This is a genomic window from Pseudomonas bijieensis (assembly GCF_013347965.1).
GTDB classification, from domain to species: domain Bacteria; phylum Pseudomonadota; class Gammaproteobacteria; order Pseudomonadales; family Pseudomonadaceae; genus Aquipseudomonas; species Aquipseudomonas bijieensis.
On the sequence record NZ_CP048810.1, the window covers coordinates 1450227 to 1472720 of the forward strand.

The following is a 22494-nucleotide window of genomic DNA, read 5'->3' on the forward strand; positions in this document are numbered from 1 at the left end:
TCACAACCGGTCCTCTGTGGGAGCGAGCCTGCTCGCGATAGGGCCATCAGTTGCGTCAAATTTTCAAGGCTCCAACCCAATCCCCCGCAATATCACACTGGTCACGGTCTGCACCGCCTTTTCGAACTGCATGTCCGACAGCGGCTGATGATCATTGAGAATGTTGATCTGATGGTCGAAGTCGGCGTAGTGCTGGGTCGAGGCCCAGATCATGTAGAGCAGGCTTGACGGCTCCACCGGCAGAATGCGTTTGTCATCCACCCACTGGCGGATTTTCGCTTCCTTCATCTTGGCCCAGTCATACAGGCTGGCATCCAGCGCCTGGCCCAGCGTCGGGGCGCCGTGGATGATTTCGTTGGCCCAGACCTTCGAGCCGTAGGGCCGGCTGCGGGAGTGGTTCATCTTGGCGCGGATGTAACTGCTGAGCACCACCCTTGGGTCGTCGAACATTTCGAAGCACAAGGCGTCCTGTTTCCAGACTTCCAGCAGGTCGAACAGCACGGCGCTGTACAGTTCGCTCTTGGTGCTGAAGTAGTAATGCAGGTTGGAACGCGGCAATTGCACTTCGGCGGCGATGTCAGCCATGGCGGTGCTGCCGAAGCCTTTCTCGGCAAAGACCTTCTCGGCGGCCAGCAGGATTTTCTCGACGTTACTGCGACGAATCTCGATCTTGTGATTGCCCATGAGGGCTCCCTGGCAACAGCGTTGATCAAGACTAGCATTCACCCACTTCTGAAAACACTGGGGATCCCTGTGGGAGCGAGCAAGCTCGCTTGTATGTTTAGACTTGAAGGGGTGGGCGGGACTAAAAGCTCGATTCCGACTCTAGCCAGTACGGACCGTGGGAGACTTCTCGTTCCGCCCTTTCTACCTAAAGCGCCGATAAGGAATTCATCGGTAAAACCGACGATAGAGGCAAGCCAGCGCAAAGGTAGACCCCGACAAGCACCTAAACCCTAGCTCCGAGGATTCGTCATGACAATCCTTAACTCACCAACGGTTATTGGTATCGATGTAGCGAAGGCCGAAATCGTCGTTTACCGCGAAGACCTGAAAATCACTCAAGCCATCGCCAACCACCGCGAAGCTCTTGGCCGGTGGCTCAAAACGCTACCAGCCCAAAGCTCGATTGCGCTGGAAGCCACCAGCTTTTATCACCTGGACACAGCTGAGCTGGCCCATGGAATGGGGTTTCATGTTTACGTTGTGGATCCTTATCGGGTGGCCCATTACCGTGAAAGTATTGGGCTGCGGGCTAAAACTGATCCTTGTGATGCGCGTTTGCTGGCTCGGTATCTAACGAACGAGCAAGCAAGGCTGCGTATCTGGAGCCCACCTCCAGAAGCCTACAAAGTGTTAAAAAACCTGCTTAGAAAACGTGCGGCACTCATCAAGGCCCGCGTCAGTATCGTGCTGAGTTTTTCGAACGAACCGTGTCTGAAGGACATCTTGGCCCGGCAGTTGGAGGTCTTCAAAGAGTCCGATCAGGCCATTCAGAAACTAATGCGTGAGGCCAGCCAAGCGGCAGGGATCACTGAAAACATCAACCGCTGCAAAGCCATCGAAGGGATTGGTGAACTGACGGCCATTGGCTTGGCGACCGCATTCATGCGCGGTCACTTTGTCAGTGGCGATGCATTCATTGCTTTCTTGGGGATGGATTTGCGTCCAAAAGATTCAGGGGAAGAAGCACAGTCCTCGTCACTTGAGCAAAAAAGGGGACGGGGAGCTACGACGCCTGGCGCACAACGCCGCGATGGCGGCCTGTCGGTCTCCTGCCTGGAAACCTTACTATGAGGCCTTCTTGGCACGAGGCCTGGCCAGAACTCAGGCCTTGGTTATCCTCGCCCGCAAGTTGTGTCGGGTAGCATTCGCCCTGATGAAAAATCAGAGCGAATACCAACCAAATTCACGGTTGCAGGGTTCCCCTGCAACATAGAATCTCCCACAATGTGACGGTGGTTCTGTTCAGATAAATGTGTACGCAGGGGACTCTCGTGGCGAGGGAGCTTGCTCCCGCTCGGCTGCGCAGCAGTCGTAAAACTGGCTGATGCGATCTGCCTGAAAGACCGCGTCAGCCCATTTGGGGCTGCTGCGCAGCCCAGCGGGAGCAAGCTCCCTCGCCACAGGTGTTGCCCCCCTGCGTTATCTCGGCTGGCGTGCTTCGACGTTATCCAGCGCGCGGTTCGCCAGCAGTCCGCTCAGTTCGATCAGTTGCAGGATGCCCAAGGCAATGTGGCGCCTGGGACCTTCCAGGTCGAAGGCCAGGTCATTGACCATGGCATTGGCCGAGGCCAGGTTTTCGCTGAGGTTGGCGAGCAGGGTTTCGGTGTCGACGCCATGGGCGACGGTGAAGAGTTGGCCGGGATCGGCCTCGGGCTTGCTGGGTTTGGGCTTGAGGTAGTGGTCGAGGATGCGGTCGGCGGCTTTGTCGAAGGCTTTTGAGTTGGCTGGATCGGTGTCCGGCGGGTTGGGTGTGGGTTTGAACATAGATGAATCTCCAAATCGAAAAAAGGAGACCATCACCCTCGCTACCAAACGAAGGGTGGCGGCCATACGCGGGTTGGTAGACCGGTGACTTGGAGAACCGGCGCGTCCGAAGACGCCCTGCGCATGACCGCCATAAAAAACAGATACCAAAGGCCTCTGCTACAAGGGCTATGCGACAAGTCAAAAGCCGGGCTACCAAACCCGATCGCTGATTCGTCAGCGACCCGGAAACGATAGAGCCCCGGCCCCCAGGCGCACAAGCCGGCGGATTCTGGCGCAGTTGTAGGGAATGGCGCAAGACAACGTAGCCCGAACCCGAACGATCCTACATCTGGATAAACACAGTCCCCTGGTTGGACTGGGGACCTGGGTTAACAACATCTCTGTGGCGAGGGAGCTTGCTCCCGCTGGGTGGCGAAGCCGCCCCAAGAAATTCTGCGTTGAAACAAAAAACGGGGGCCTGCTTCGCAGTCCAGCGGGAGCAAGCTCCCTCGCCACAAGAGCCCCGCTTAAGCCTTCCGATCGCCGACATGCGACTAATGTCTTAGACCAGTCATCGCACAACCAGACACCCCACCGCTATTCTCAAACCTCGCATCTGCCCGGCGCCACGGCCTGCGGTCTTGACCTCGGCCAGCGACAGCCATTGAAACGCCTCACTTTGAGGCACACCCGAGTTGGATAATTCCAATAATGGCCAGTTGACAATGAGCGGTCGCTTCCAAATAATCCCCCCTCCATGTTGTACGACGACGTATAACAAATAAAAACAACAATAAAAGTAGGGAGCGTCATAGTGAGCACACGTGTCCGTTTTTCGCCCGTCCACCGTCCAAACCGCCGTACTCTTCTCAACGCCAGCCCCACGCTGCTTCTGCTCGGTTGCAGCAGCCTCGCCACCTTTCTACCAACGACCGCCAGCGCCGAAGGTTTCGTCGATGATGCCAAGGCCACGCTGACCCTGCGTAACGCCTACTTCAACCGCAACTTCACCAACCCGAACAATGCCCAGGGCAAAGCCGAGGAGTGGACCCAGAACTTCATCCTCGACGCCAAGTCCGGTTTCACCCAGGGCGTGGTCGGTTTTGGTGTGGATGTGCTGGGCACGTACTCGCTCAAGCTCGACGGCGGCCGTGGCACGGCGGGCACCCAGTTGCTGCCGGTGCACGATGACGGCCGTCCTGCCGACGACTTCGGTCGCCTGGGCGTGGCTCTCAAGGCCAAGGTGTCGAAGACCGAACTGAAGGTCGGCGAATGGATGCCAGTGCTGCCAATCCTGCGCTCCGACGATGGTCGCTCCCTGCCGCAAACCTTCCGTGGCGGCCAGGTGACCTCTACCGAGATCAGCGGTTTGACCCTCTACGGCGGCCAGTTCCGCGCCAACAGCCCGCGCAACGACGCGAGCATGGAAGACATGTCCATGAACGGTCGCGGCGCCTTCACCTCCGACCGTTTCAACTTCGGTGGCGGTGAATACGCCTTCAACGAAAAACGCACCCAGGTCGGCGTCTGGTACGCGGAACTGTCTGACATCTACCAGCAGCAATATTTCAACCTGACCCACAGCCAGCCCATCGGCGACTGGACCCTGGGTGCCAACCTTGGCTACTTCACCGGCAAGGAAAACGGCAGCGCGCTGGCCGGCGACCTGGACAACAAGACCGCGTTCGCCATGCTCTCGGCCAAATACGGTGGCAACACGTTCTACGTCGGCCTGCAGAAAGTCGGCGGCGATGACGCCTGGATGCGCGTCAACGGCACCAGCGGCGGCACCCTGGCCAACGACAGCTACAACTCCAGTTACGACAACGCCAAGGAAAAATCCTGGCAGTTGCGCCACGACTTCAACTTCGCCGCCGTCGGCGTGCCGGGCCTGACCCTGATGAACCGCTACATCAGCGGCGACAACGTGCACACCGCTACGGTCGATGACGGTAAGGAATGGGGCCGTGAAACCGAACTGGCCTACACCGTGCAGAGCGGCGCGCTCAAGAGCCTCAACGTGAAATGGCGTAACGCCTCGATTCGTCGCGACTACAGCACCAACGAGTTCGACGAGAACCGTATTTTCATCAGCTATCCGATCTCGCTTCTGTAACAACAGGACCCATAGCCATGAGCGCATCCCATGGCAACCTGCGGCAAGGACGCCGATCCAGAGCGGTTCGTCGATCAAACGTTGACAAGGTAGCGGAAGGATAAGGATATTCCCTCTCGGTCGTACGACAACTTATAACAACTACACATCTCATTGTTTGCTCAGGTAATGCCATGACCACGACACAGATTCGCCACCCCTTCAATCGCCTGCTATTGACCGGCGCTGCCGGCGGCCTTGGCAAGGTCTTGCGCGAACGCCTCAAGCCTTACGCCCGCCACATTCGCCTGTCGGACATCGCCAACATGGCCCCGGCCATCGACGAAAGCGAAGAAGTGGTGCCCTGCGACCTGTCGGACAAACAGGCCGTGCACCAGTTGGTGGGAGGCGTCGACGCCATCCTGCATTTCGGTGGTGTCTCGGTGGAGCGCCCGTTCGAAGAGATCCTCGGCGCCAACATCAGTGGCGTGTTCCACATCTATGAAGCCGCGCGTAAACACGGCGTCAAGCGGGTGATCTTCGCCAGTTCCAACCACGTCATCGGCTTCTACAAGCAGGACGAGGCCCTCGACGCCCTCTCCCCTCGCCGCCCGGATGGCTACTACGGCCTGTCCAAGTCCTACGGCGAAGACGTCGCCAGTTTCTACTTCGATCGCTACGGCATCGAGACCGTGAGCATCCGCATCGGCTCGTCGTTCCCCGAACCGCAGAACCGCCGAATGATGAGCACCTGGCTGAGCTACGACGACCTCACGCAATTGATCGAGTGCTCGCTCTACACCCCGAACGTGGGACACACCGTGGTCTACGGCATGTCCGCCAACCGCGACGTCTGGTGGGACAACAGCCAGGCCGCGCACCTGGGCTACCAGCCCAAGGACACTTCCGAGATTTTCCGCGCCAAGGTCGAAGCGCAGCCAATGCCGGCCGCCGATGACCCGGCCAGGATCTACCAGGGCGGGGCCTTTGTAGCGGCCGGCCCGTTCGACGACTGATTCGCCTGTTTTTCATGGGATACGAACGCACAAGGGAATCACCATGCAAGCCGAATTGATTGTCGATGCACGCAACGCCGTCGGGGAAAGCCCAGTGTGGGTGCCCGAGGAAAACGCCCTGTACTGGGTGAATATTCCCAGTGGCGGCCTGCAGTGCTGGAACGCCGGGACCGGCCAACTCAAGGGCTGGGAAGCCCCGGAAATGCTCGCCTGCCTGGCCCGTCACCAGGACGGTGGCTGGATCGCCGGCATGGAGAGCGGCTTCTTTCGCCTGTACCCCCATGACGACGGCAGCCTGGACAGTGAACTCTGTGCCAGCGTCGAACACAGCCGCACCGACATGCGCCTCAACGATGGCCGTTGCGACCGCCAGGGCCGCTTCTGGGCCGGCAGCATGGTGCTGAACATGGGGGCCAACGCCGACGAAGGCCGGATGTACCGTTATGAGGCCGGGCAACGCAGCCCGGTCGAGGCGCAACTGAGCGGCTTCATCGTGCCCAATGGCCTGGGCTTCAGCCCGGACGGCCGGACGATGTACCTCTCCGACTCACACCCGCTGGTGCAACAGATCTGGGCCTTCGACTACGACATCGACAGCGGCACGCCGTCCAACCGGCGGCTGTTCGTCGACATGCTGCCGTTGGCCGGTCGCCCGGACGGCGCGGCAGTGGACGCCGAGGGTTGCTACTGGATCTGCGCCAACGATGCCGGCCTCATCCATCGTTTCACTCCGGATGGCCGGCTGGATCGCTCCCTGTCGGTGCCGGTTAAAAAACCGACGATGTGCGCCTTTGGCGGCAGTCGCCTGGACACCCTGTTCGTCACTTCGATCCGCCCCGGTGACGACACCGACCCGCAATCCCTGGCCGGCGGCGTGTTCGCCCTAAACCCCGGCGTCAAGGGCCTGGCTGAACCCGCGTTTGGAGGACTGAAACACTCCGCGAACTGATCTGCACTGCCGCTTCACTGGATGAGCACATAAAAAAAACAACAAGACTGGAGATTGACCATGAACTTCAAACGCACGCTTCTGATCGCAGCCCTGCCCCTGGCCTTCCTGGCCCAGGCAGCGCACGCCCTTGAACTCAAGTTCGCCGACATCCACCCCGCCGGCTACCCCACCGTGGTTGCCGAGGAAAACATGGGCAAGACCCTGACCCAGGAGACCAATGGCGAGCTGAAGTTCAAATACTTCCCGGGCGGTGTCCTGGGTTCTGAAAAGGAAGTCATCGAGCAGATGCAGGTCGGCGCGGTACAGCTCTCGCGCGTAAGCCTGGGTATCGTCGGGCCCGTGGTACCGGACGTGAACGTCTTCAACATGCCGTTCATCTTCCGTGACCATCAGCACATGCGCAACGTCATCGACGGTCCGGTGGGCGATGAGATCCTCGACAAAATCACCAATTCCGAATTCGGCCTGGTGGCCCTGGCCTGGATGGACGGCGGCACGCGCAACATCTACACCAAGAAGCCGGTACGCAAGCTCGAAGACCTCAAGGGCATGAAAATCCGCGTCCAGGGCAACCCGATGTTCATCGACATGATGAACGCCATGGGCGGTAACGGCATCGCGATGGACACCGGCGAAATCTTCAGCGCCCTGCAGACCGGCGTGATCGACGGCGCTGAGAACAACCCGCCGACCCTGCTCGAACACAACCACTTCCAGAACGCCAAGTTCTACAGCCTGACCGGTCACCTGATCCTGCCAGAGCCGATCGTGATGTCGAAAATCACCTGGGAAAAACTGACCCCGGACCAACAGACGCTGGTCAAGAAAGCCGCGAAGGCCGCCCAGGCCGAAGAGCGTGTGTTGTGGGACAAGAAGTCCGCTGCCAGCGAAGAAAAACTCAAGGCCGCCGGCGTCGAGTTCATCACGGTCGACAAGAAACCCTTCTACGACGCCACCGCACCGGTGCGCGAAAAGTACGGCGCGAAATATGCCGACCTGATCAAGAAAATCGAAGCCGTTCAGTAATCCTCCCGCTCTGTACCCATGAAAAGGCCCGGCGCGCCTGATGTTCGAGGCGCGCCCGGTTACGGTGGAACCCGATGAAGAATTTGCTGCTGCGTATCAACGATAAGATCTACATGACGTGCATCTGGGTCGCCGGCCTTTCCGTCCTGGCGATTTCCCTGATGATTCCCTGGGGCGTATTCGCCCGCTACGTGCTGGGCACCGGTTCGAGCTGGCCCGAGCCCACCGCGATCCTGCTGATGATGGTGTTCACCTTCATCGGTGCCGCCGCCAGTTACCGCGCCGGTGCGCACATGGCCGTGGCCATGCTCACCGACCGCATGCCGCCGCACCTGAGATCCGCGGCGTCGATTTTTTCCCAGTTGCTCATGGGCCTGATCTGCATCTTCATGACCATTTGGGGCTTCAAGCTGTGCATGTCCACCTGGAACCAGTTCATGGCCGCCCTGCCCGATCTGCGGGTTGGCGTGACCTATCTGCCCATTCCCGTGGGCGGCTTGCTGACGCTGATTTTTGTCCTGGAAAAACTCTTGCTCGGTGACCAGAGCAAACGTCGGGTCGTGCAGTTCGACCTGGTCGAAGAAAGTGAAGGTGCCGCTTAATGGACGCTCTGATACTGCTGGGCAGTTTTATCGCATTGATCCTGATCGGCATGCCGGTCGCCTACGCGTTGGGCGCCGCCGCCCTGATCGGTGCGTGGTGGATCGACATCCCGTTCCAGGCCGTGATGATCCAAGTGGCATCCGGGGTGAACAAGTTCTCCTTGCTGGCCATCCCGTTCTTCGTCCTGGCTGGCGCGATCATGGCCGAGGGCGGCATGTCCCGCCGGCTCGTGGCGTGCGCCGGGGTGCTGGTGGGTTTTGTGCGCGGTGGCCTGTCGCTGGTCAACATCGTCGCCTCGACCTTCTTCGGCGCGATCTCCGGTTCGTCGGTGGCCGACACCGCCTCGGTGGGTTCGGTGCTGATTCCGGAAATGGAACGCAAGGGCTATCCACGGGACTTCTCCACCGCCGTGACCGTCAGCGGTTCGGTGCAAGCCCTGCTGACCCCGCCTAGCCATAACTCGGTGCTCTACTCCCTGGCCGCTGGCGGCACGGTTTCGATTGCCTCGCTGTTCATGGCGGGCATCGTGCCGGGCTTGCTGATGAGCGCGTGCCTGATGGTGCTGTGCCTGATCTTCGCGAAAAAGCGCAACTACCCCAAGGGCGAAGTGATCCCGATGCGCCAGGCGCTGAAAATCGTCGGCGAAGCCCTCTGGGGCCTGATGGCGATGGTGATCATCCTCGGCGGCATCCTGTCGGGCATCTTCACCGCCACCGAATCGGCGGCCATCGCCGTGCTGTGGTCGTTCTTCGTGACCATGTTCATCTACCGCGACTACAAGTGGCGTGAACTGCCGAAGCTGATGCACCGCACGGTGCGCACCATCTCCATCGTGATGATCCTGATCGGCTTCGCCGCCAGCTTCGGCTACATCATGACGCTGATGCAGATCCCGGCGAAGATCACCACGATGTTCCTGACCCTGTCGGACAACCGCTACGTGATCCTGATGTGCATCAACGTGATGTTGCTGCTGTTGGGCACGGTGATGGACATGGCGCCGCTGATCCTGATCCTGACGCCGATCCTGATGCCGGTGATCCTGGGCATCGGTGTAGACCCGGTGCAGTTCGGCATGATCATGCTGGTGAACCTGGGCATCGGGCTGATAACGCCGCCTGTGGGCGCGGTGCTGTTCGTCGGTTCGGCGGTGGGCAAGGTCAGTATCGAAAGCACCGTCAAGGCTTTGCTGCCGTTCTATGCCGTGCTGTTCCTGGTGCTGATGCTGGTGACTTATGTGCCGGCTCTGTCGCTGTGGTTGCCGCACCTGGTGTTGTAACCCCAAGGACGAGCAAGCCCCTTGTGGCGAGGGAGCTTGCTCCCGCTGGACTGCGCAGCAGGCCCATCCGGTTTGGACTCGGGCGTCTGCTGCGCAGCCGAGCGGGAGCAAGCTCCCTCGCCACAAAAGCGATCTACCCCCCTCCCGAACAGAAGCGACTACCATGACGCAGCCTCTCCTGTACCTCGAAGACGAACTGACCCGCCTCACCCCTGGCCCCGCACCTGGGCGCCAGTCTCGTAGAATGGACCTTGCGCAGCACCGGTGCTCCCCTGCTACGCCCTCCCGCGCCGCAAGCGCTGGAAAATGGCTTGCCGGGTAAACTTGGCTGCTTCCCGTTGATCCCATGGTCAAACCGGATCGCCCAAGGCGGTTTCGACTGCCCCGGCGGCTGGCTGGCACTGGACGCCAACAGCCCCAACGACCCGTTCCCGATCCATGGCAGTGCCTGGCAACAACCGTGGAAAGTGACCGAGCAGAGTGCCCAGGAAGCCTTGCTGCAACTCGACAGCCAATACCCGTTCGCCTACTGCGCCAGCCTGCGGATCCGCTTGAGTGGCGGCCAGCTGCAGATCGCAATGCTCGTCACCCACACGGCCAGACAACCCGCATGGCATGGGCTGGGCTTGCATCCGTATTTTCCACGTACCGCCCGCACGCGCCTGCAAACCCGCGCGACCGACGTCTGGAAATGCGATGCCAGTAAACTGCCGACAGAGCTGAGCGCCCTTCCTGCCGAATGGGATTTCCAGCAAGCGCGGGCGCTGCCCGACACGCTGGTGGACAATGGCTTCGGTGGCTGGGACGGCGATTGCCTGATCCAGCAACCGGACCTGGGGTATGAACTGCAATGCCGCGCCAGCGGTAGCAAATACTTCCTGCTGTACTGCCCCGTGGGCCTGGATTTCTTCTGCATCGAACCGGTCAGCCATCCGGTCAATGCCCATCACCTGCCTGGACGGCCAGGATTGCGCCTGCTGGAGCAAGGGCAATCGGTGGCGCTGGGGTTTTCGATGCAGTGTCGGGAACTGTAAGCGGCACGCTATACCGTGGCGAGGGGAGCTTGCTCCCGCTGGCCTGCGCAGCAGGCCCATACGGTCTTGGCCCAGGGCGTCTGCTGCGCAGCCGAGCGGGAGCAAGCTCCCTCGCCACAAAGGCAAGTGTAATCCTGATTCGTCGTAGCTACGCCCGCAGCAGCATGAACACCGCCACCCCCAGGCACACCCCGGCGAACCCCACTTGCAATGCCCGGGGCCGGGACCTTGGCCGACACTCGCCGCCCGAGCACCATCCCGATGATGCTCGCCGCAATGAACGCCGCCCCAACCCGGTCGATGCTCACCCCGGCATGAAACGCGCCCAACACGCCAATCAACGAAATCAGGCTGATGACCATCAAGGATGTCGCGACGATCCCGCGCATCTGCACGTCGGTCAGTTGCTTGAACGCCGGCACGATCAGGAAGCCGCCACCCACCCCAAGCAAGCCCGAGACCATACCCGTCACCGCACCCAATGCCGACAGCGTGGCAGTGCAGCGAGCGGTCCAGGCCAGGCGCCCGGTCTCGCGGTCGAGCATGCAATTCTTCTGGCCCCAACTGGCGGCGCCGTGATCGCTGGGCCCCGCTTGCGGCGTTTCCCGGCGCAACATGCGCGCCGCCACCAGCACCATCAACAGGCTGAACAGCATCATCAGGATTTTTTCCGAAAGCTGATGGGCGAAGTAGATGCCCAGCGGCGAAAACACCGCGCCCAGCAGCGCAATCAGCAGTGCCGCGCGGTAGCGCACCAGGCCATGGCGCAGCCCATCGATGGCACCCACCGCCGCCGCGCTGCCCACCGCGAACAACGCCACCGGCGCGGCCTGAGTCATGCTCCAGCCCAGGCCCAACACCAACGCCGGCACCGCCAGGATGCCACCGCCCGCCCCCGTCAGGCCAAGAACCAGGCCCATGACCACGCCAAACAAACTTGCCAGTAACATTCAGGATCTCTCAAGCCGCGCACACCTGTTGGCAGGTGCGATCGCATTTGCAGGACGCCTTGGCCCTCACTAAGCTGCGGACCATATGTTGTAAACCTCGAGCGTTGCAACCGCTTCTTCCCGTATAGGTTCGCTGTCATGCCCGCGCAGATCCAGAGCTTTCTCGACCCCGCCTCAAAGACTTACACCTACGTTGTTTTTGAACACGATGGCGGGCAATGCGCGGTGGTCGACCCGGTGCTCGACTACGACCCGGCCTCGGGACGCAGCGCCACCACCCAGGCTGACCGGGTGATCGCCTTCGTACGCGAACACCAGTTGACGGTGCAATGGCTGCTGGAAACCCACGCCCACGCCGATCACCTGTCCGCCGCGCCGTACCTGCGCCGGGAACTGGGCGGCAAGATCGCCATCGGCCAAGCCATCGGGCAGGTCCAGAGCGTCTTCAAGACCCTGTTCAACCTCGAAGCGCCATTTGCCGTGGATGGCTCGCAGTTCGATCACCTGTTCGCCGCCGACGAGTCCTTTCTGATCGGCAACCTCAAGGCCACGGCGCTGCACGTGCCCGGCCACACCCCGGCAGACATGGCGTACCTGATTGACGGCGACGTGATCCTGGTGGGCGATACGCTGTTCATGCCCGACGTGGGCACCGCCCGCTGCGACTTCCCCGGCGGCAACGCCCATCAGCTCTACGCCTCGATCCGCAAGCTGCTGGCCTTCCCCGCCGGGGTGCGGCTCTACGTGTGCCACGACTATCCACCGGATGCACGCGAGCCCCAATGCATGAGCACCGTGGGCGAGCAGCGCCAGCACAATATCCATGTCCACGACGGCATCGATGAAGCCACGTTCGTCGCCATGCGTACCCAGCGCGACAAGACACTGGGCATGCCGACGCTGCTGTTGCCGGCGATCCAGGTGAATGTGCGGGCGGGCCACCTGCCGCCGGCGGAGGACAATGGCGTGACGTATCTGAAGATTCCGATCAACCAGCTCTAGATGCTTGGGGGCTGCTGCGCAGCCCAGCGGGAGCAAGCTCCCTCGCCACAGCGGAGGGTCTGCTTGCAGCGATATTGAATGTGCCGCCGCCATCGCGGGCAAGCCTTGCTCCCACAAGAATCGGCGGCGGTCGCAGTACCCGGCAACACCACAAATCCCTGTGGGAGCTGAGCTTGCTCGCGATGGCGGTGGGTCTGCTTGCATCATTGTTGAATGACAGCTAGCTCCCTCAGGGACTGGTCTTTTGATCAGGTACCCAAGGTCAGCCCATTGGCCGGCAACGGCAACGCTGTCTTGTAGCGCACCTGCTTGAGCGCAAAGCTGGAACGGATATTCGCCACACCCGGGACCTTGGTCAAAAAGTCCATCATGAACCGCTCCAGCGACTGGATGGTTGGCACCAGCACGCGGATCAGGTAATCCGGATCGCCGGCCATCAGGTAGCACTCCATCACTTCCGGTCGATCGGAAATCGCCTCTTCGAAGTGCTGCAACGCCTCTTCCACCTGCTTCTCCAGGCTGACATGGATGAACACGTTGACGTGCAACCCCAGCAGGTCGGCGTCCAGCAGCGTGACCTGCTCGCGGATCACCCCCAGTTCCTCCATGGCCCGGACGCGGTTGAAGCACGGGGTCGGAGAAAGGTTGACCGAACGGGCAAGCTCGGCGTTGGTGATGCGGGCATTTTCCTGAAGGCTGTTCAGAATCCCGATGTCGGTGCGATCCAATTTACGCATGAGACAAATAATCCTGTTTTTTATCGTTGTGCAGATTTTTTATCTGCAAATGATCTGAACAGCAAGCCAACAGAGAAAAATATTCTTCTGCGTCGAGCCTATGATTGTTGTAGGACAATTTCCCGTACCCGGGGAAATTCGTCAGCTAGCGCGCCCACTACAAGAAATTCACAAGATCGAGCGTAGAAAGCCATGAACCCAGCGTACGAACCGCTACGCCTGCACGTCCCCGAACCCTCGGGCCGTCCCGGCTGCAAGACCGACTTCTCCTACCTGCATCTGTCCGATGCCGGCACAGTGCGTAAACCTTCCATCGACGTCGAACCGTCCGACACCGCCGACCTGGCCCGCAGTCTGATCCGCGTGCTCGATGACCAGGGCAATGCCCACGGCCCATGGGCCGAAGACGTGCCACTCGAAATCCTGCGCAAAGGCATGCGTGCCATGCTCAAGACGCGCATCTACGACAACCGCATGGTGGTCGCCCAGCGCCAGAAAAAAATGTCGTTCTACATGCAGAGCCTCGGCGAGGAAGCCATCGGCAGCGGCCAGGCCCTGGCGCTGAACATCGATGACATGTGCTTCCCCACCTATCGCCAGCAAAGCATCCTGATGGCCCGCGAGGTGCCGTTGGTGGGCATGATCTGCCAGCTGCTGTCCAACGAGCGCGATCCGCTCAAGGGCCGGCAGTTGCCGATCATGTACTCGGTCAAGGACGCCGGTTTCTTCACCATCTCCGGTAACCTCGCCACGCAATTCATCCAGGGCGTGGGCTGGGGCATGGCCTCGGCGATCAAGGGCGATACCAAGATCGCCTCGGCCTGGATCGGTGACGGCGCCACCGCCGAATCGGATTTCCACACCGCCCTGACCTTCGCCCACGTCTACCGCGCGCCGGTGATCCTCAACGTGGTCAACAACCAGTGGGCGATCTCGACGTTCCAGGCCATCGCCGGCGGTGAAGCCACGACCTTCGCCGGACGCGGCGTCGGTTGCGGCATCGCCTCCCTGCGTGTGGATGGCAACGATTTCATGGCGGTCTACGCCGCCTCGCGCTGGGCCGCCGAACGCGCCCGCCGCAACCTCGGCCCGGCGCTGATCGAATGGGTCACTTATCGCGCTGGCCCACACTCCACGTCCGACGATCCCTCGAAGTACCGTCCCGCCGACGACTGGAGCCACTTCCCGCTGGGCGATCCGATTGCGCGCCTCAAGCAGCACATGGTGAAGATCGGCCAGTGGTCCGAAGAGGAACATGCCGCCGTCACTGCCGAACTCGAAGCCGAGGTAATCGCCGCGCAAAAAGAAGCCGAGCAGTACGGCACCCTCGCCGGCGGACAGATTCCAAGCGCCGCGACCATGTTCGAAGACGTCTACAAAGAGATGCCGGAGCACTTGAAGCGCCAGCGTCAGCAGTTGGGGATCTGACATGAACGATCACAACAACAATATTGCGCTGGACACCGCCATGACCACTACCACCATGACCATGATCCAGGCCCTGCGCTCGGCCATGGACGTCATGCTCGAGCGAGACGACAACGTCGTGGTGTTCGGCCAGGACGTGGGTTACTTCGGCGGCGTGTTCCGCTGCACCGAAGGCCTGCAGAACAAGTACGGCACCTCGCGGGTATTCGATGCACCGATCTCTGAGAGCGGCATCGTCGGTGTGGCCGTGGGCATGGGCGCCTACGGACTGCGGCCGGTGGCCGAGATCCAGTTCGCCGACTACGTCTACCCGGCCTCGGACCAGATCATTTCCGAAGCCGCGCGCCTGCGCTATCGCTCGGCCGGCGAGTTCACCGCGCCGATGACCCTGCGCATGCCCTGCGGCGGCGGTATCTACGGCGGCCAGACCCACAGCCAGAGCATCGAGGCGATGTTCACCCAGGTCTGTGGCTTGCGCACCGTCATGCCTTCGAACCCTTACGATGCCAAGGGCCTGCTGATCGCCTCCATCGAAAACGATGACCCGGTGATCTTCCTCGAACCCAAGCGCCTGTATAACGGCCCGTTCGACGGCCACCACGATCGTCCCGTGACACCGTGGTCGAAACACCCCTCGGCACAGGTGCCAGACGGTTACTACACCGTGCCGCTGGACGTGGCCGCCATCACCCGCCCGGGCAAGGACGTGACGGTTCTCACCTACGGCACCACGGTCTACGTCTCCCAAGTGGCGGCCGAAGAAACCGGCATAGACGCCGAAGTCATCGACCTGCGCAGCCTCTGGCCGCTGGACCTTGAGACCATCGTCAAATCCGTAAAAAAAACCGGCCGTTGCGTGGTCGTCCACGAAGCCACCCGCACCTGCGGCTTCGGCGCCGAGCTGGTGTCGTTGGTACAAGAACATTGCTTCCACCACCTGGAAGCGCCCATCGAGCGTGTCACCGGTTGGGACACCCCCTACCCGCATGCGCAGGAGTGGGCGTATTTCCCAGGGCCGTCCCGTGTGGGCGCGGCGTTGAAACGGGTCATGGAGGTCTGAATGGGCACGCACGTTATCAAGATGCCGGACATTGGCGAAGGCATCGCCGAAGTTGAACTGTCGGTGTGGCACGTCAAGGTCGGCGACATGGTGGTCGAGGACCAGGTACTGGCTGATGTCATGACTGACAAGGCCATGGTCGACATTCCCTCGCCGGTGCATGGCCGGGTCATCGCCCTGGGTGGCGAGCCGGGCGAAGTCATGGCGGTGGGCAGTGAACTGATCCGCATCGAAGTCGAAGGTGCGGGTAACCTGAAAGAATCGGCACAACCGGCGCCAGCTGCGGCGACGCAGGCGGCTCCACAGACGCCAAAGCCGACGCCGGTGGCAACACCTGAACCCGTGGTGGAAAAGACCACTGCGCCACGCTGCGCCCCGCAAGCGCCGGTGGCCCGCGATCCCGAAGAACGCCCACTGGCCTCGCCGGCCGTGCGCAAGCACGCGCTGGACCTGGGCATTCAATTGCGCCTGGTCCAGGGCAGCGGTCCCGCCGGGCGTATCCTGCATGAAGACCTCGAGGCTTATCTGGCTCAGGGTCCATCGACCCAGGCCAAGGGCGGTTCGGGCTATGCCGAACGCCACGACGAGCAGCAGATCCCAGTGATCGGCATGCGTCGCAAGATCGCCCAGCGCATGCAGGAAGCAACCCAACGCGCCGCTCATTTCAGCTACGTCGAGGAAATCGACGTCACGGCCCTGGAAGAACTGCGGGTACACCTGAATGAAAAACACGGCGCCAGTCGCGGCAAGCTGACCTTGTTGCCGTTCCTGGTCCGCGCGTTAGTCGTGGCCCTGCGGGATTTCCCGCAGATGAACGCCCGCTACGACGACGAAGCCCAGGTCATCCATCGTTCGGGCGCCGTGCATGTTGGCGTCGCGACCCAGAGCGATGTGGGCCTGATGGTGCCGGTGGTGCGTCACGCCGAGGCCCGCAGCCTGTGGGACAGCGCGGCGGAGATCTCGCGCCTGGCCACCGCAGCGCGCAATGGCAAGGCCAGTCGTGATGAGCTATCCGGCTCGACCATCACCTTGACCAGCCTCGGTGCGTTGGGCGGCATCGTCAGCACCCCGGTGCTGAACCTGCCGGAAGTGGCGATTGTCGGCGTGAACAAAATCGTCGAACGGCCCATGGTGATCAAGGGCCAGATCGTGATCCGCAAGATGATGAACCTCTCCAGTTCCTTCGATCACCGAGTGGTCGACGGCATGGACGCGGCGCAATTCATCCAGGCCTTGCGTGGCCTGCTCGAACAACCCGCCACCCTGTTTGTGGAGTAAGCGATGCAGACTTTGAACACCACACTGCTGATCATCGGCGGCGGCCCCGGCGGCTATGTGGCGGCGATCCGCGCCGGCCAGTTGGGCATCCCGACCATTCTGGTGGAAGGCCAGGCGTTGGGCGGGACCTGCCTGAACATCGGCTGCATTCCGTCCAAGGCCTTGATTCACGTGGCCGAGCAGTTCCACCAGACGCAACACCACAGCCAAGGCTCGGCCTTGGGCATCACGGTGTCGGCGCCAAGCCTGGACATCGGCAAGAGCGTGGAATGGAAGGACGGCATCGTCGATCGCCTGACCACCGGCGTCGCGGCGCTGTTGAAAAAGCACAAGGTCCAGGTCATTCACGGCTGGACCAAGATGGTCGATGGCAAGACCGTTGACGTCGGCGACACCCGCATCCAGTGCGAACACCTGCTGCTGGCCACCGGTTCGAAAAGCGTCGACCTGCCGATGCTGCCGATTGGCGGGCCGATCATTTCCTCCACCGAAGCCCTCGCCCCGACCTCGGTGCCCAAGCACCTGGTGGTGGTCGGCGGTGGCTACATCGGCCTGGAACTGGGCATCGCCTACCGCAAGCTCGGCGCCGAAGTCAGCGTGGTCGAGGCCCAGGAACGGATCCTGCCAGCCTACGACGGCGAACTGACCCAACCGGTGCACGAAGCGCTCAAGCAATTGGGCGTGAAGCTGTACCTCAAGCACAGCGTCGAAGGCTTCGATGCCCAGGCCAGCACCTTGCAAGTGCGTGATCCCAATGGCGAGACGCTGAACCTGGACACCGACCGGGTGCTGGTGGCCGTTGGTCGCAAACCCAACACCCAGGGCTGGAATCTCGAAGCGTTGGACTTGGCGATGAACGGTTCGGCCGTGAAAATCGACAACCGTTGCCAGACCAGCATGCGCAATGTCTGGGCCATCGGCGACCTGAGCGGCGAACCGATGCTCGCCCACCGGGCCATGGCCCAGGGCGAAATGGTCGCCGAGCTGATCGCCGGCCAGCACCGGGAATTCAACCCGACCGCCATCGCGGCGGTGTGCTTCACCGACCCGGAACTGGTGGTGGTCGGCAAGACGCCGGACGACGCCAAGGCCGCCGGACTGGATTGCATCGTGTCGAGCTTCCCGTTCGCCGCCAATGGCCGGGCCATGACCCTGGAATCGAAAAGCGGTTTCGTACGGGTCGTGGCGCGCCGGGACAATCACTTGATCGTCGGTTGGCAAGCCGTCGGCGTCGGCGTCTCGGAGCTGTCCACCGCGTTCGGCCAGTCCCTGGGAAATGGGCGCACGCCTGGAGGACATCGCCGGCACCATCCACGCCCACCCGACGCTGGGCGAGGCAGTGCAGGAAGCGGCGTTGCGGGCGTTGGGGCATGCGTTGCATCTATAGACGTGCAGCGCATCTGTAGGCGTGAGTTTCACTGTGGCGAGGGAGCTTGCTCCCGCTGGGCTACGAAGCGGCCCCAATCCGGGCACCAGGATCGTTCAGCCACACCGCGTTGAGCGGGTTACGACTGCTTCGCAGCCGAGCGGGAGCAAGCTCCCTCGCCACGGGGAAGTCGGCAGAAAATCTGCCTGTCACCTATCGAGCGGGCTGCGAAACACCCCCGGAATGAAGTATTGTTGTCCCCATCCAAAAAACGTCAGAAGCCTTGAACCGTTTCGACGGTTGTTAAGAAATAGAGGGTGTCATGGGTAACGAGAGCATCAATTGGGACAAACTGGGCTTTGACTACATCAAGACCGACAAGCGCTACCTGTCGCACTGGCGCGATGGCGCGTGGGACGCCGGCACCCCTGACCGACGACAACGTGCTGCACATCAGCGAGGGCTCCACTGCGCTGCACTACGGTCAGCAGTGCTTCGAAGGCCTGAAGGCCTATCGCTGCAAGGACGGTTCGATCAACCTGTTCCGCCCGGACCAGAACGCCGCCCGCATGCAACGCAGCTGCGCGCGCCTGCTGATGCCGCACGTCGAAACCGAGCAGTTCGTCGAAGCCTGCAAGCAAGTGGTCCGCGCCAACGAGCGCTTCATCCCGCCTTATGGCACCGGCGGCGCGCTGTACCTGCGTCCGTTCGTGATCGGCGTGGGTGACAACATCGGCGTGCGCACCGCACCCGAGTTCATCTTCTCGATCTTCTGCATCCCGGTCGGCGCCTACTTCAAGGGTGGCCTGACCCCGCACAACTTCCTGATCTCCAGCTACGACCGTGCCGCCCCACAAGGCACTGGCGCGGCCAAGGTCGGTGGCAACTACGCCGCCAGCCTGATGCCCGGCTCCCAGGCCAAGAAGGCCAGTTTCGCCGACTGCATCTACCTGGACCCGATGACCCATTCGAAAATCGAGGAAGTCGGCTCGGCCAACTTCTTCGGCATCACCCACGACAACAAATTCGTCACCCCCAACTCCCCTTCGGTCCTGCCGGGCATCACCCGCCTGTCACTGATCGAACTGGCCAAATCGCGCCTGGGCCTGGAAGTGATCGAAGGCGACGTGTTCATCGACAAGCTGTCGGATTTCAAGGAAGCCGGCGCCTGCGGTACCGCCGCGGTCATCACCCCGATCGGCGGCATCAGCTACAAGGACAAGCTGCACGTGTTCCACAGCGAAACCGAAGTCGGCCCGATCACCCAGAAGCTCTACAAAGAGCTGACTGGCGTGCAGACCGGCGACATCGAAGCGCCAGCGGGTTGGATCGTCAAGGTTTGAGCCAGGCCCATCCGTAGCACTTAGGCGCTTCTTTGTAGCGAGGGGGTAATCCCCTCGCTACAAAGTGCTTCAGGATTCAAAAAAGGAGAGCGCCTCTGCCGTCACCTGTCGGCTCTGGGCCGATCCGCCCTGCGCTCGAAAATCGCCCCCTCGATACCCAGCACTTCACGCGTGTCGGCATAGATCCCGACGCCCTTTTCCCAGACATGCTTGATCGACTGATCGGCACAACGAATCCGGTAATTGAGTTCGAACGGTTCCTGCCGCGACAAGGCATATTGCACCTCGCGCCAGACGTAATCGGCATCCTGCGCCAGGATCAGGCTGTTGTAGGTGAACTCATGGTTGTCCACCAGCCGCTCCGGTGGATATCCGGTCAGTTGCAGGCAACCGGCACTGACGAATTCCATGGTCCAGTCACGGTTGTTGCGACCGCGATAGATCAGCCCCGGCATGCTGTCGAGCAGGCTCATGCTGCTGCGCTGGCTCGCCTGTAAGGCAATCTCGCGCCGCTTGTGCGCAGTGACGTCGCCGGCCACCAGATAGAAACCCTCGGGCCCGCGCTTCAGGCTGACCTCGAACCAGCGTAGCTCTCCCGAAGGGTGAACAAAACGCAGCCGCTGGTTGAAGGAGGTTTCGGGGCGTCGACGCAGTTCATGCAGGGCCTGACGCCACAACGACCGGTCTTCGTGGTGCACATAGTCGATGAGGTTGCGTTCCGTGCCTGGCAGGTCCATCAGCTCGACCCAGGCCAGGTTGAAGTGGGCAATCTGACCGCTGTCGCCCAGTTCAAGCAACGCCGCCGGAAAGCGATCCATCAGGTGCACGGGCAGTGTCTGCACAAATGCCTCTGGTCGTTCCATCATCTAATGACGCTCCTCGTGTCTCACTGACGCGCCGTTGTGCACCCATGCCGCCAGTTCCAGGCGAGAGTGCAGGCTGAACTTCTGCAACAGATTCCTCACATAGATCTTGACCGTACCATCGCTGATCCCCAGTTCCCGGCCGATCTGTTTATTGCTCATGCCGGCGCCGATCAGGGCCAGGGTCTGCCCCTCGCGCTCAGTCAGGTTGCCTGTGTCTGGCAGGTCCAGATCGTGAGTGGTCCGGCTCACCGACCCGCCCTGATCGGCCAGCAGGGCCACCAGAGTTGAATCCAGGACGATCGCGCCCTTGTGGCAATTGCGCATGTAGCTCAACAACGCATCGGGTTCGGTTTCCTTGAGCACGTAGCCACTGGCCCCCAGGCGCAAGGCCGTCAACAGCTCGGCGCGATCCATCGAGGCGGTGAGCACCACCACCTGGCAGTCGAGGCGCAACTGACGCAGTTCGTCGAGTACCTGCAAACCGCTCAAACCGGGCATGTGCAGATCGAGCAAGACCTGCTGCGGCGCCAGGCTCACGGCCAGGTTGATGCCTTCGCGACCGCTGGCCGCCTGCCCCACCACTTCGAAGTCGTCACTGGCGTCGAACAGCTGCGCCAGGCCTTTGCGAAACAATGGGTGATCATCGATCAGTAATAAGGTCGTGCAGTCCATCGAAACTCCCCTCTGGCAGGTCTTGGTGGCGGCGAAGGCCAAGGTGTACGCGGACCCCATGCGGGCGGATCGCTTCAATTGTCAGCCGGGCGCCAATGCTCGCGGCGCGCTCGCGGATAATCGCCAGGCCAAAGTGGTTTTCCTCCCCTGACGCCGGGCTCAGGCCGATGCCGTCATCCTCCACCGAAATAGAGGCATCACCGTCCTGGTTTTGCCGCAACTCGATGCGTACATGCCGCGCATGGGAATGGCGCACCGCGTTGGCCAGTGCTTCGCGAATGATCTGCAAAACCTGTAGCTCGGTGCCGGGGCTCAAGGCATCGTCAGCCAGGCGATTGTCCAGTTCGAAAACAATGATGCAGCGTCGCGAAAACTCCGCGATGGAGTCGGCCAGGGCCTGGCGCAGCGAGCGCCCGTCCATGGTCAGGCGAGCGTTAGTGATCAGCTCGCGCACCTGGCGCTGCAACTGGCTCAAGCCGACGCACAGTTCCTGCAACCCGGCGCTGGCCTGCACCGGCTCGCCCAACTGCGATTGCAGTAAACGCGCCTGGAACGACAGGTAACCCAACTGCTGAGCCACCGAATCGTGCAGCTCACGGGCCAACGCGCCGTGCCGGGACGTGGCCTGTTTGCGCTGTTGCTCGCGGGTGTAGCAGCGCAAGCGCACGGTGACGCCGACCGCCTGCGCCGCCTCCTCCAGCAACAGGCGCCAACTGGCGTGGACCGGTTGTGGGGTATCGAGCAACAACAGCCCTTTGCCCGAGTCGTCACTTGGCGGCAAGGCACACAGCAGGCGATGTACACCCCGTTGCCGGCAAGCGCCACAGACCTGCGCCGCCTCAGTCAGCGTCGAGTCACGCCAAGGGCAACGCGCTACGCCCTGACAGCTTTCGAGCAATCCGCGCCGCGCCGGCCCCAGGTCTTCGCCGCCCAGGATCAGATTGAGTTTGCAACTGGGTAGCAGTGCTTCGAAACGGTCCAGGAAACCCGACAAAGCACCGTCAGCGTGCGCCTGACACAAGGGCAATCCTGTCAGTAGTTTTCGCACGCTGCGCGCTTGGTCGGGGCGGATACGCCCCAACCAGAGCGGCCACCACTGCGGTCGTAGTCGCACTATGGATAACTCCCCGTCCGGTTGCTCAGCCCTGGGCAAAGACCAGCAACTTCCATGCCCCGATCAGGCGGGCGCACAAGGCTTATCTCCAAAGGCATAGCCCTTTTTCCGGATTGAGAAGATTTTCCCCATAGGAAAGTATCTTCCCCAACAGGAAACATTTTTCCAGTCAAACACGCCCTTTCCCGCCCTTCGACAGGC

Annotated in this window: 16 protein-coding genes and 5 pseudogenes; 14 read left to right on the forward strand and 7 right to left on the reverse strand. The window is 61.6% G+C overall.

Annotated features, from left to right (window positions below; all coding sequences use genetic code 11):
• Positions 1 to 63 precede the first annotated feature (63 nt).
• Entirely contained in the window at positions 64 to 684 is a 621-nt protein-coding gene (locus GN234_RS06035) for a TetR/AcrR family transcriptional regulator (protein WP_116832136.1), read from the reverse strand.
• A gap of 291 nt (positions 685 to 975) precedes the next feature.
• Between GN234_RS06035 and GN234_RS06040 the strand changes: the two are divergent.
• Positions 976 to 1939 (forward strand): annotated as a pseudogene (locus GN234_RS06040) (IS110 family RNA-guided transposase).
• A 206-nt stretch (positions 1940 to 2145) separates the two neighbouring features.
• On the opposite strand, the gene GN234_RS06045 reads toward GN234_RS06040, so the two are convergent.
• Positions 2146 to 2490, reverse strand: a complete 345-nt coding sequence (locus tag GN234_RS06045) for a DUF6124 family protein (protein ID WP_176688077.1) — start codon at positions 2488 to 2490, stop codon at positions 2146 to 2148.
• A 796-nt stretch (positions 2491 to 3286) separates the two neighbouring features.
• Here GN234_RS06045 and GN234_RS06050 point away from each other — a divergent pair.
• The 7 genes and pseudogenes from GN234_RS06050 to GN234_RS06080 all read left to right on the forward strand — a co-directional run bounded on the left by GN234_RS06050 (position 3287) and on the right by GN234_RS06080 (position 10477).
• Positions 3287 to 4588 carry an OprD family porin gene (locus GN234_RS06050; protein ID WP_163854060.1) on the forward strand — a complete coding sequence of 434 codons (1302 nt, stop codon included), beginning with the start codon at positions 3287 to 3289 and terminating at the stop codon, positions 4586 to 4588.
• Between the two features lie 173 nt (positions 4589 to 4761).
• Complete coding sequence (locus GN234_RS06055) at positions 4762 to 5583, forward strand: NAD-dependent epimerase/dehydratase family protein (RefSeq protein WP_176688078.1); 822 nt, start codon at positions 4762 to 4764, stop codon at positions 5581 to 5583.
• A 43-nt stretch (positions 5584 to 5626) separates the two neighbouring features.
• Positions 5627 to 6532 carry an SMP-30/gluconolactonase/LRE family protein gene (locus tag GN234_RS06060; RefSeq protein WP_176688079.1) on the forward strand — a complete coding sequence of 302 codons (906 nt, stop codon included), beginning with the start codon at positions 5627 to 5629 and terminating at the stop codon, positions 6530 to 6532.
• A 60-nt stretch (positions 6533 to 6592) separates the two neighbouring features.
• Positions 6593 to 7561: a TRAP transporter substrate-binding protein gene (locus GN234_RS06065; RefSeq protein ID WP_109755127.1), complete on the forward strand. Its 969-nt coding sequence runs from the start codon at positions 6593 to 6595 to the stop codon at positions 7559 to 7561.
• Between the two features lie 74 nt (positions 7562 to 7635).
• Complete coding sequence (locus GN234_RS06070) at positions 7636 to 8163, forward strand: TRAP transporter small permease (RefSeq protein ID WP_109755128.1); 528 nt, start codon at positions 7636 to 7638, stop codon at positions 8161 to 8163.
• Positions 8163 to 9443: a TRAP transporter large permease gene (locus tag GN234_RS06075; protein WP_039763167.1), complete on the forward strand. Its 1281-nt coding sequence runs from the start codon at positions 8163 to 8165 to the stop codon at positions 9441 to 9443. Before GN234_RS06070 ends, GN234_RS06075 begins: the two co-directional genes overlap by 1 nt.
• 163 nt (positions 9444 to 9606) lie before the next feature.
• Positions 9607 to 10477, forward strand: a pseudogene (locus GN234_RS06080) (aldose 1-epimerase).
• A gap of 148 nt (positions 10478 to 10625) precedes the next feature.
• Here the strand turns inward: GN234_RS06080 and GN234_RS06085 are convergent.
• Positions 10626 to 11427 (reverse strand): annotated as a pseudogene (locus GN234_RS06085) (sulfite exporter TauE/SafE family protein).
• Positions 11428 to 11565: 138 nt separating this feature from the next.
• Between GN234_RS06085 and GN234_RS06090 the strand changes: the two are divergent.
• Positions 11566 to 12429, forward strand: a complete 864-nt coding sequence (locus GN234_RS06090) for an MBL fold metallo-hydrolase (RefSeq protein WP_109755131.1) — start codon at positions 11566 to 11568, stop codon at positions 12427 to 12429.
• Positions 12430 to 12677: 248 nt separating this feature from the next.
• On the opposite strand, the gene bkdR is transcribed toward GN234_RS06090, so the two are convergent.
• Positions 12678 to 13166, reverse strand: coding sequence for a Bkd operon transcriptional regulator BkdR (gene bkdR / locus GN234_RS06095; protein ID WP_109755132.1), 489 nt, complete (start codon positions 13164 to 13166; stop codon positions 12678 to 12680).
• A 192-nt stretch (positions 13167 to 13358) separates the two neighbouring features.
• Here bkdR and GN234_RS06100 point away from each other — a divergent pair, with 192 nt between their 5' ends.
• From GN234_RS06100 to GN234_RS06120, 5 genes and pseudogenes are all read left to right on the forward strand, one after another.
• Positions 13359 to 14594, forward strand: a complete 1236-nt coding sequence (locus GN234_RS06100; protein ID WP_109755133.1) for a 3-methyl-2-oxobutanoate dehydrogenase (2-methylpropanoyl-transferring) subunit alpha — start codon at positions 13359 to 13361, stop codon at positions 14592 to 14594.
• Position 14595: 1 nt separating this feature from the next.
• Complete coding sequence (locus tag GN234_RS06105) at positions 14596 to 15654, forward strand: alpha-ketoacid dehydrogenase subunit beta (protein WP_018605866.1); 1059 nt, start codon at positions 14596 to 14598, stop codon at positions 15652 to 15654.
• The gene (locus GN234_RS06110) at positions 15655 to 16932 is read left to right on the forward strand and encodes a dihydrolipoamide acetyltransferase family protein (protein ID WP_109755134.1); all 1278 of its coding nucleotides are present in this window, start codon (positions 15655 to 15657) and stop codon (positions 16930 to 16932) included. It abuts the gene before it with no gap.
• 3 nt (positions 16933 to 16935) lie between these two features.
• Positions 16936 to 18319 (forward strand): annotated as a pseudogene (gene lpdA, locus GN234_RS06115) (dihydrolipoyl dehydrogenase).
• A gap of 301 nt (positions 18320 to 18620) precedes the next feature.
• Positions 18621 to 19641 (forward strand): annotated as a pseudogene (locus tag GN234_RS06120) (branched-chain amino acid aminotransferase).
• A gap of 101 nt (positions 19642 to 19742) precedes the next feature.
• Here the strand turns inward: GN234_RS06120 and GN234_RS06125 are convergent.
• Genes GN234_RS06125 through GN234_RS06135 form a run of 3 tightly spaced genes read right to left on the reverse strand, consistent with a single transcriptional unit; the run spans position 19743 to position 22227 of the window.
• Positions 19743 to 20507: a PAS domain-containing protein gene (locus GN234_RS06125; protein WP_176688080.1), complete on the reverse strand. Its 765-nt coding sequence runs from the start codon at positions 20505 to 20507 to the stop codon at positions 19743 to 19745.
• Positions 20508 to 21179, reverse strand: a complete 672-nt coding sequence (locus GN234_RS06130) for a response regulator (protein ID WP_176688081.1) — start codon at positions 21177 to 21179, stop codon at positions 20508 to 20510.
• Positions 21148 to 22227, reverse strand: coding sequence for an ATP-binding protein (locus tag GN234_RS06135; RefSeq protein ID WP_116832123.1), 1080 nt, complete (start codon positions 22225 to 22227; stop codon positions 21148 to 21150). Before GN234_RS06135 ends, GN234_RS06130 begins: the two co-directional genes overlap by 32 nt.
• Positions 22228 to 22494 lie beyond the last annotated feature (267 nt).

What these genes read in the sequence shown, in the direction of transcription:
- GN234_RS06035 (WP_116832136.1), bottom strand. Translation starts at nt 684, where the DNA reads ATGGGCAATCACAAGATCGAGATTCGTCGCAGTAACGTCGAGAAAATC.
- GN234_RS06045 (WP_176688077.1), bottom strand. Translation starts at nt 2,490, where the DNA reads ATGTTCAAACCCACACCCAACCCGCCGGACACCGATCCAGCCAACTCA.
- GN234_RS06055 (WP_176688078.1), top strand. Translation starts at nt 4,762, where the DNA reads ATGACCACGACACAGATTCGCCACCCCTTCAATCGCCTGCTATTGACC.
- GN234_RS06060 (WP_176688079.1), top strand. Translation starts at nt 5,627, where the DNA reads ATGCAAGCCGAATTGATTGTCGATGCACGCAACGCCGTCGGGGAAAGC.
- GN234_RS06065 (WP_109755127.1), top strand. Translation starts at nt 6,593, where the DNA reads ATGAACTTCAAACGCACGCTTCTGATCGCAGCCCTGCCCCTGGCCTTC.
- GN234_RS06070 (WP_109755128.1), top strand. Translation starts at nt 7,636, where the DNA reads ATGAAGAATTTGCTGCTGCGTATCAACGATAAGATCTACATGACGTGC.
- GN234_RS06075 (WP_039763167.1), top strand. Translation starts at nt 8,163, where the DNA reads ATGGACGCTCTGATACTGCTGGGCAGTTTTATCGCATTGATCCTGATC.
- GN234_RS06090 (WP_109755131.1), top strand. Translation starts at nt 11,566, where the DNA reads ATGCCCGCGCAGATCCAGAGCTTTCTCGACCCCGCCTCAAAGACTTAC.
- bkdR (WP_109755132.1), bottom strand. Translation starts at nt 13,166, where the DNA reads ATGCGTAAATTGGATCGCACCGACATCGGGATTCTGAACAGCCTTCAG.
- GN234_RS06100 (WP_109755133.1), top strand. Translation starts at nt 13,359, where the DNA reads ATGAACCCAGCGTACGAACCGCTACGCCTGCACGTCCCCGAACCCTCG.
- GN234_RS06105 (WP_018605866.1), top strand. Translation starts at nt 14,596, where the DNA reads ATGAACGATCACAACAACAATATTGCGCTGGACACCGCCATGACCACT.
- GN234_RS06110 (WP_109755134.1), top strand. Translation starts at nt 15,655, where the DNA reads ATGGGCACGCACGTTATCAAGATGCCGGACATTGGCGAAGGCATCGCC.
- GN234_RS06125 (WP_176688080.1), bottom strand. Translation starts at nt 20,507, where the DNA reads ATGATGGAACGACCAGAGGCATTTGTGCAGACACTGCCCGTGCACCTG.
- GN234_RS06130 (WP_176688081.1), bottom strand. Translation starts at nt 21,179, where the DNA reads ATGGACTGCACGACCTTATTACTGATCGATGATCACCCATTGTTTCGC.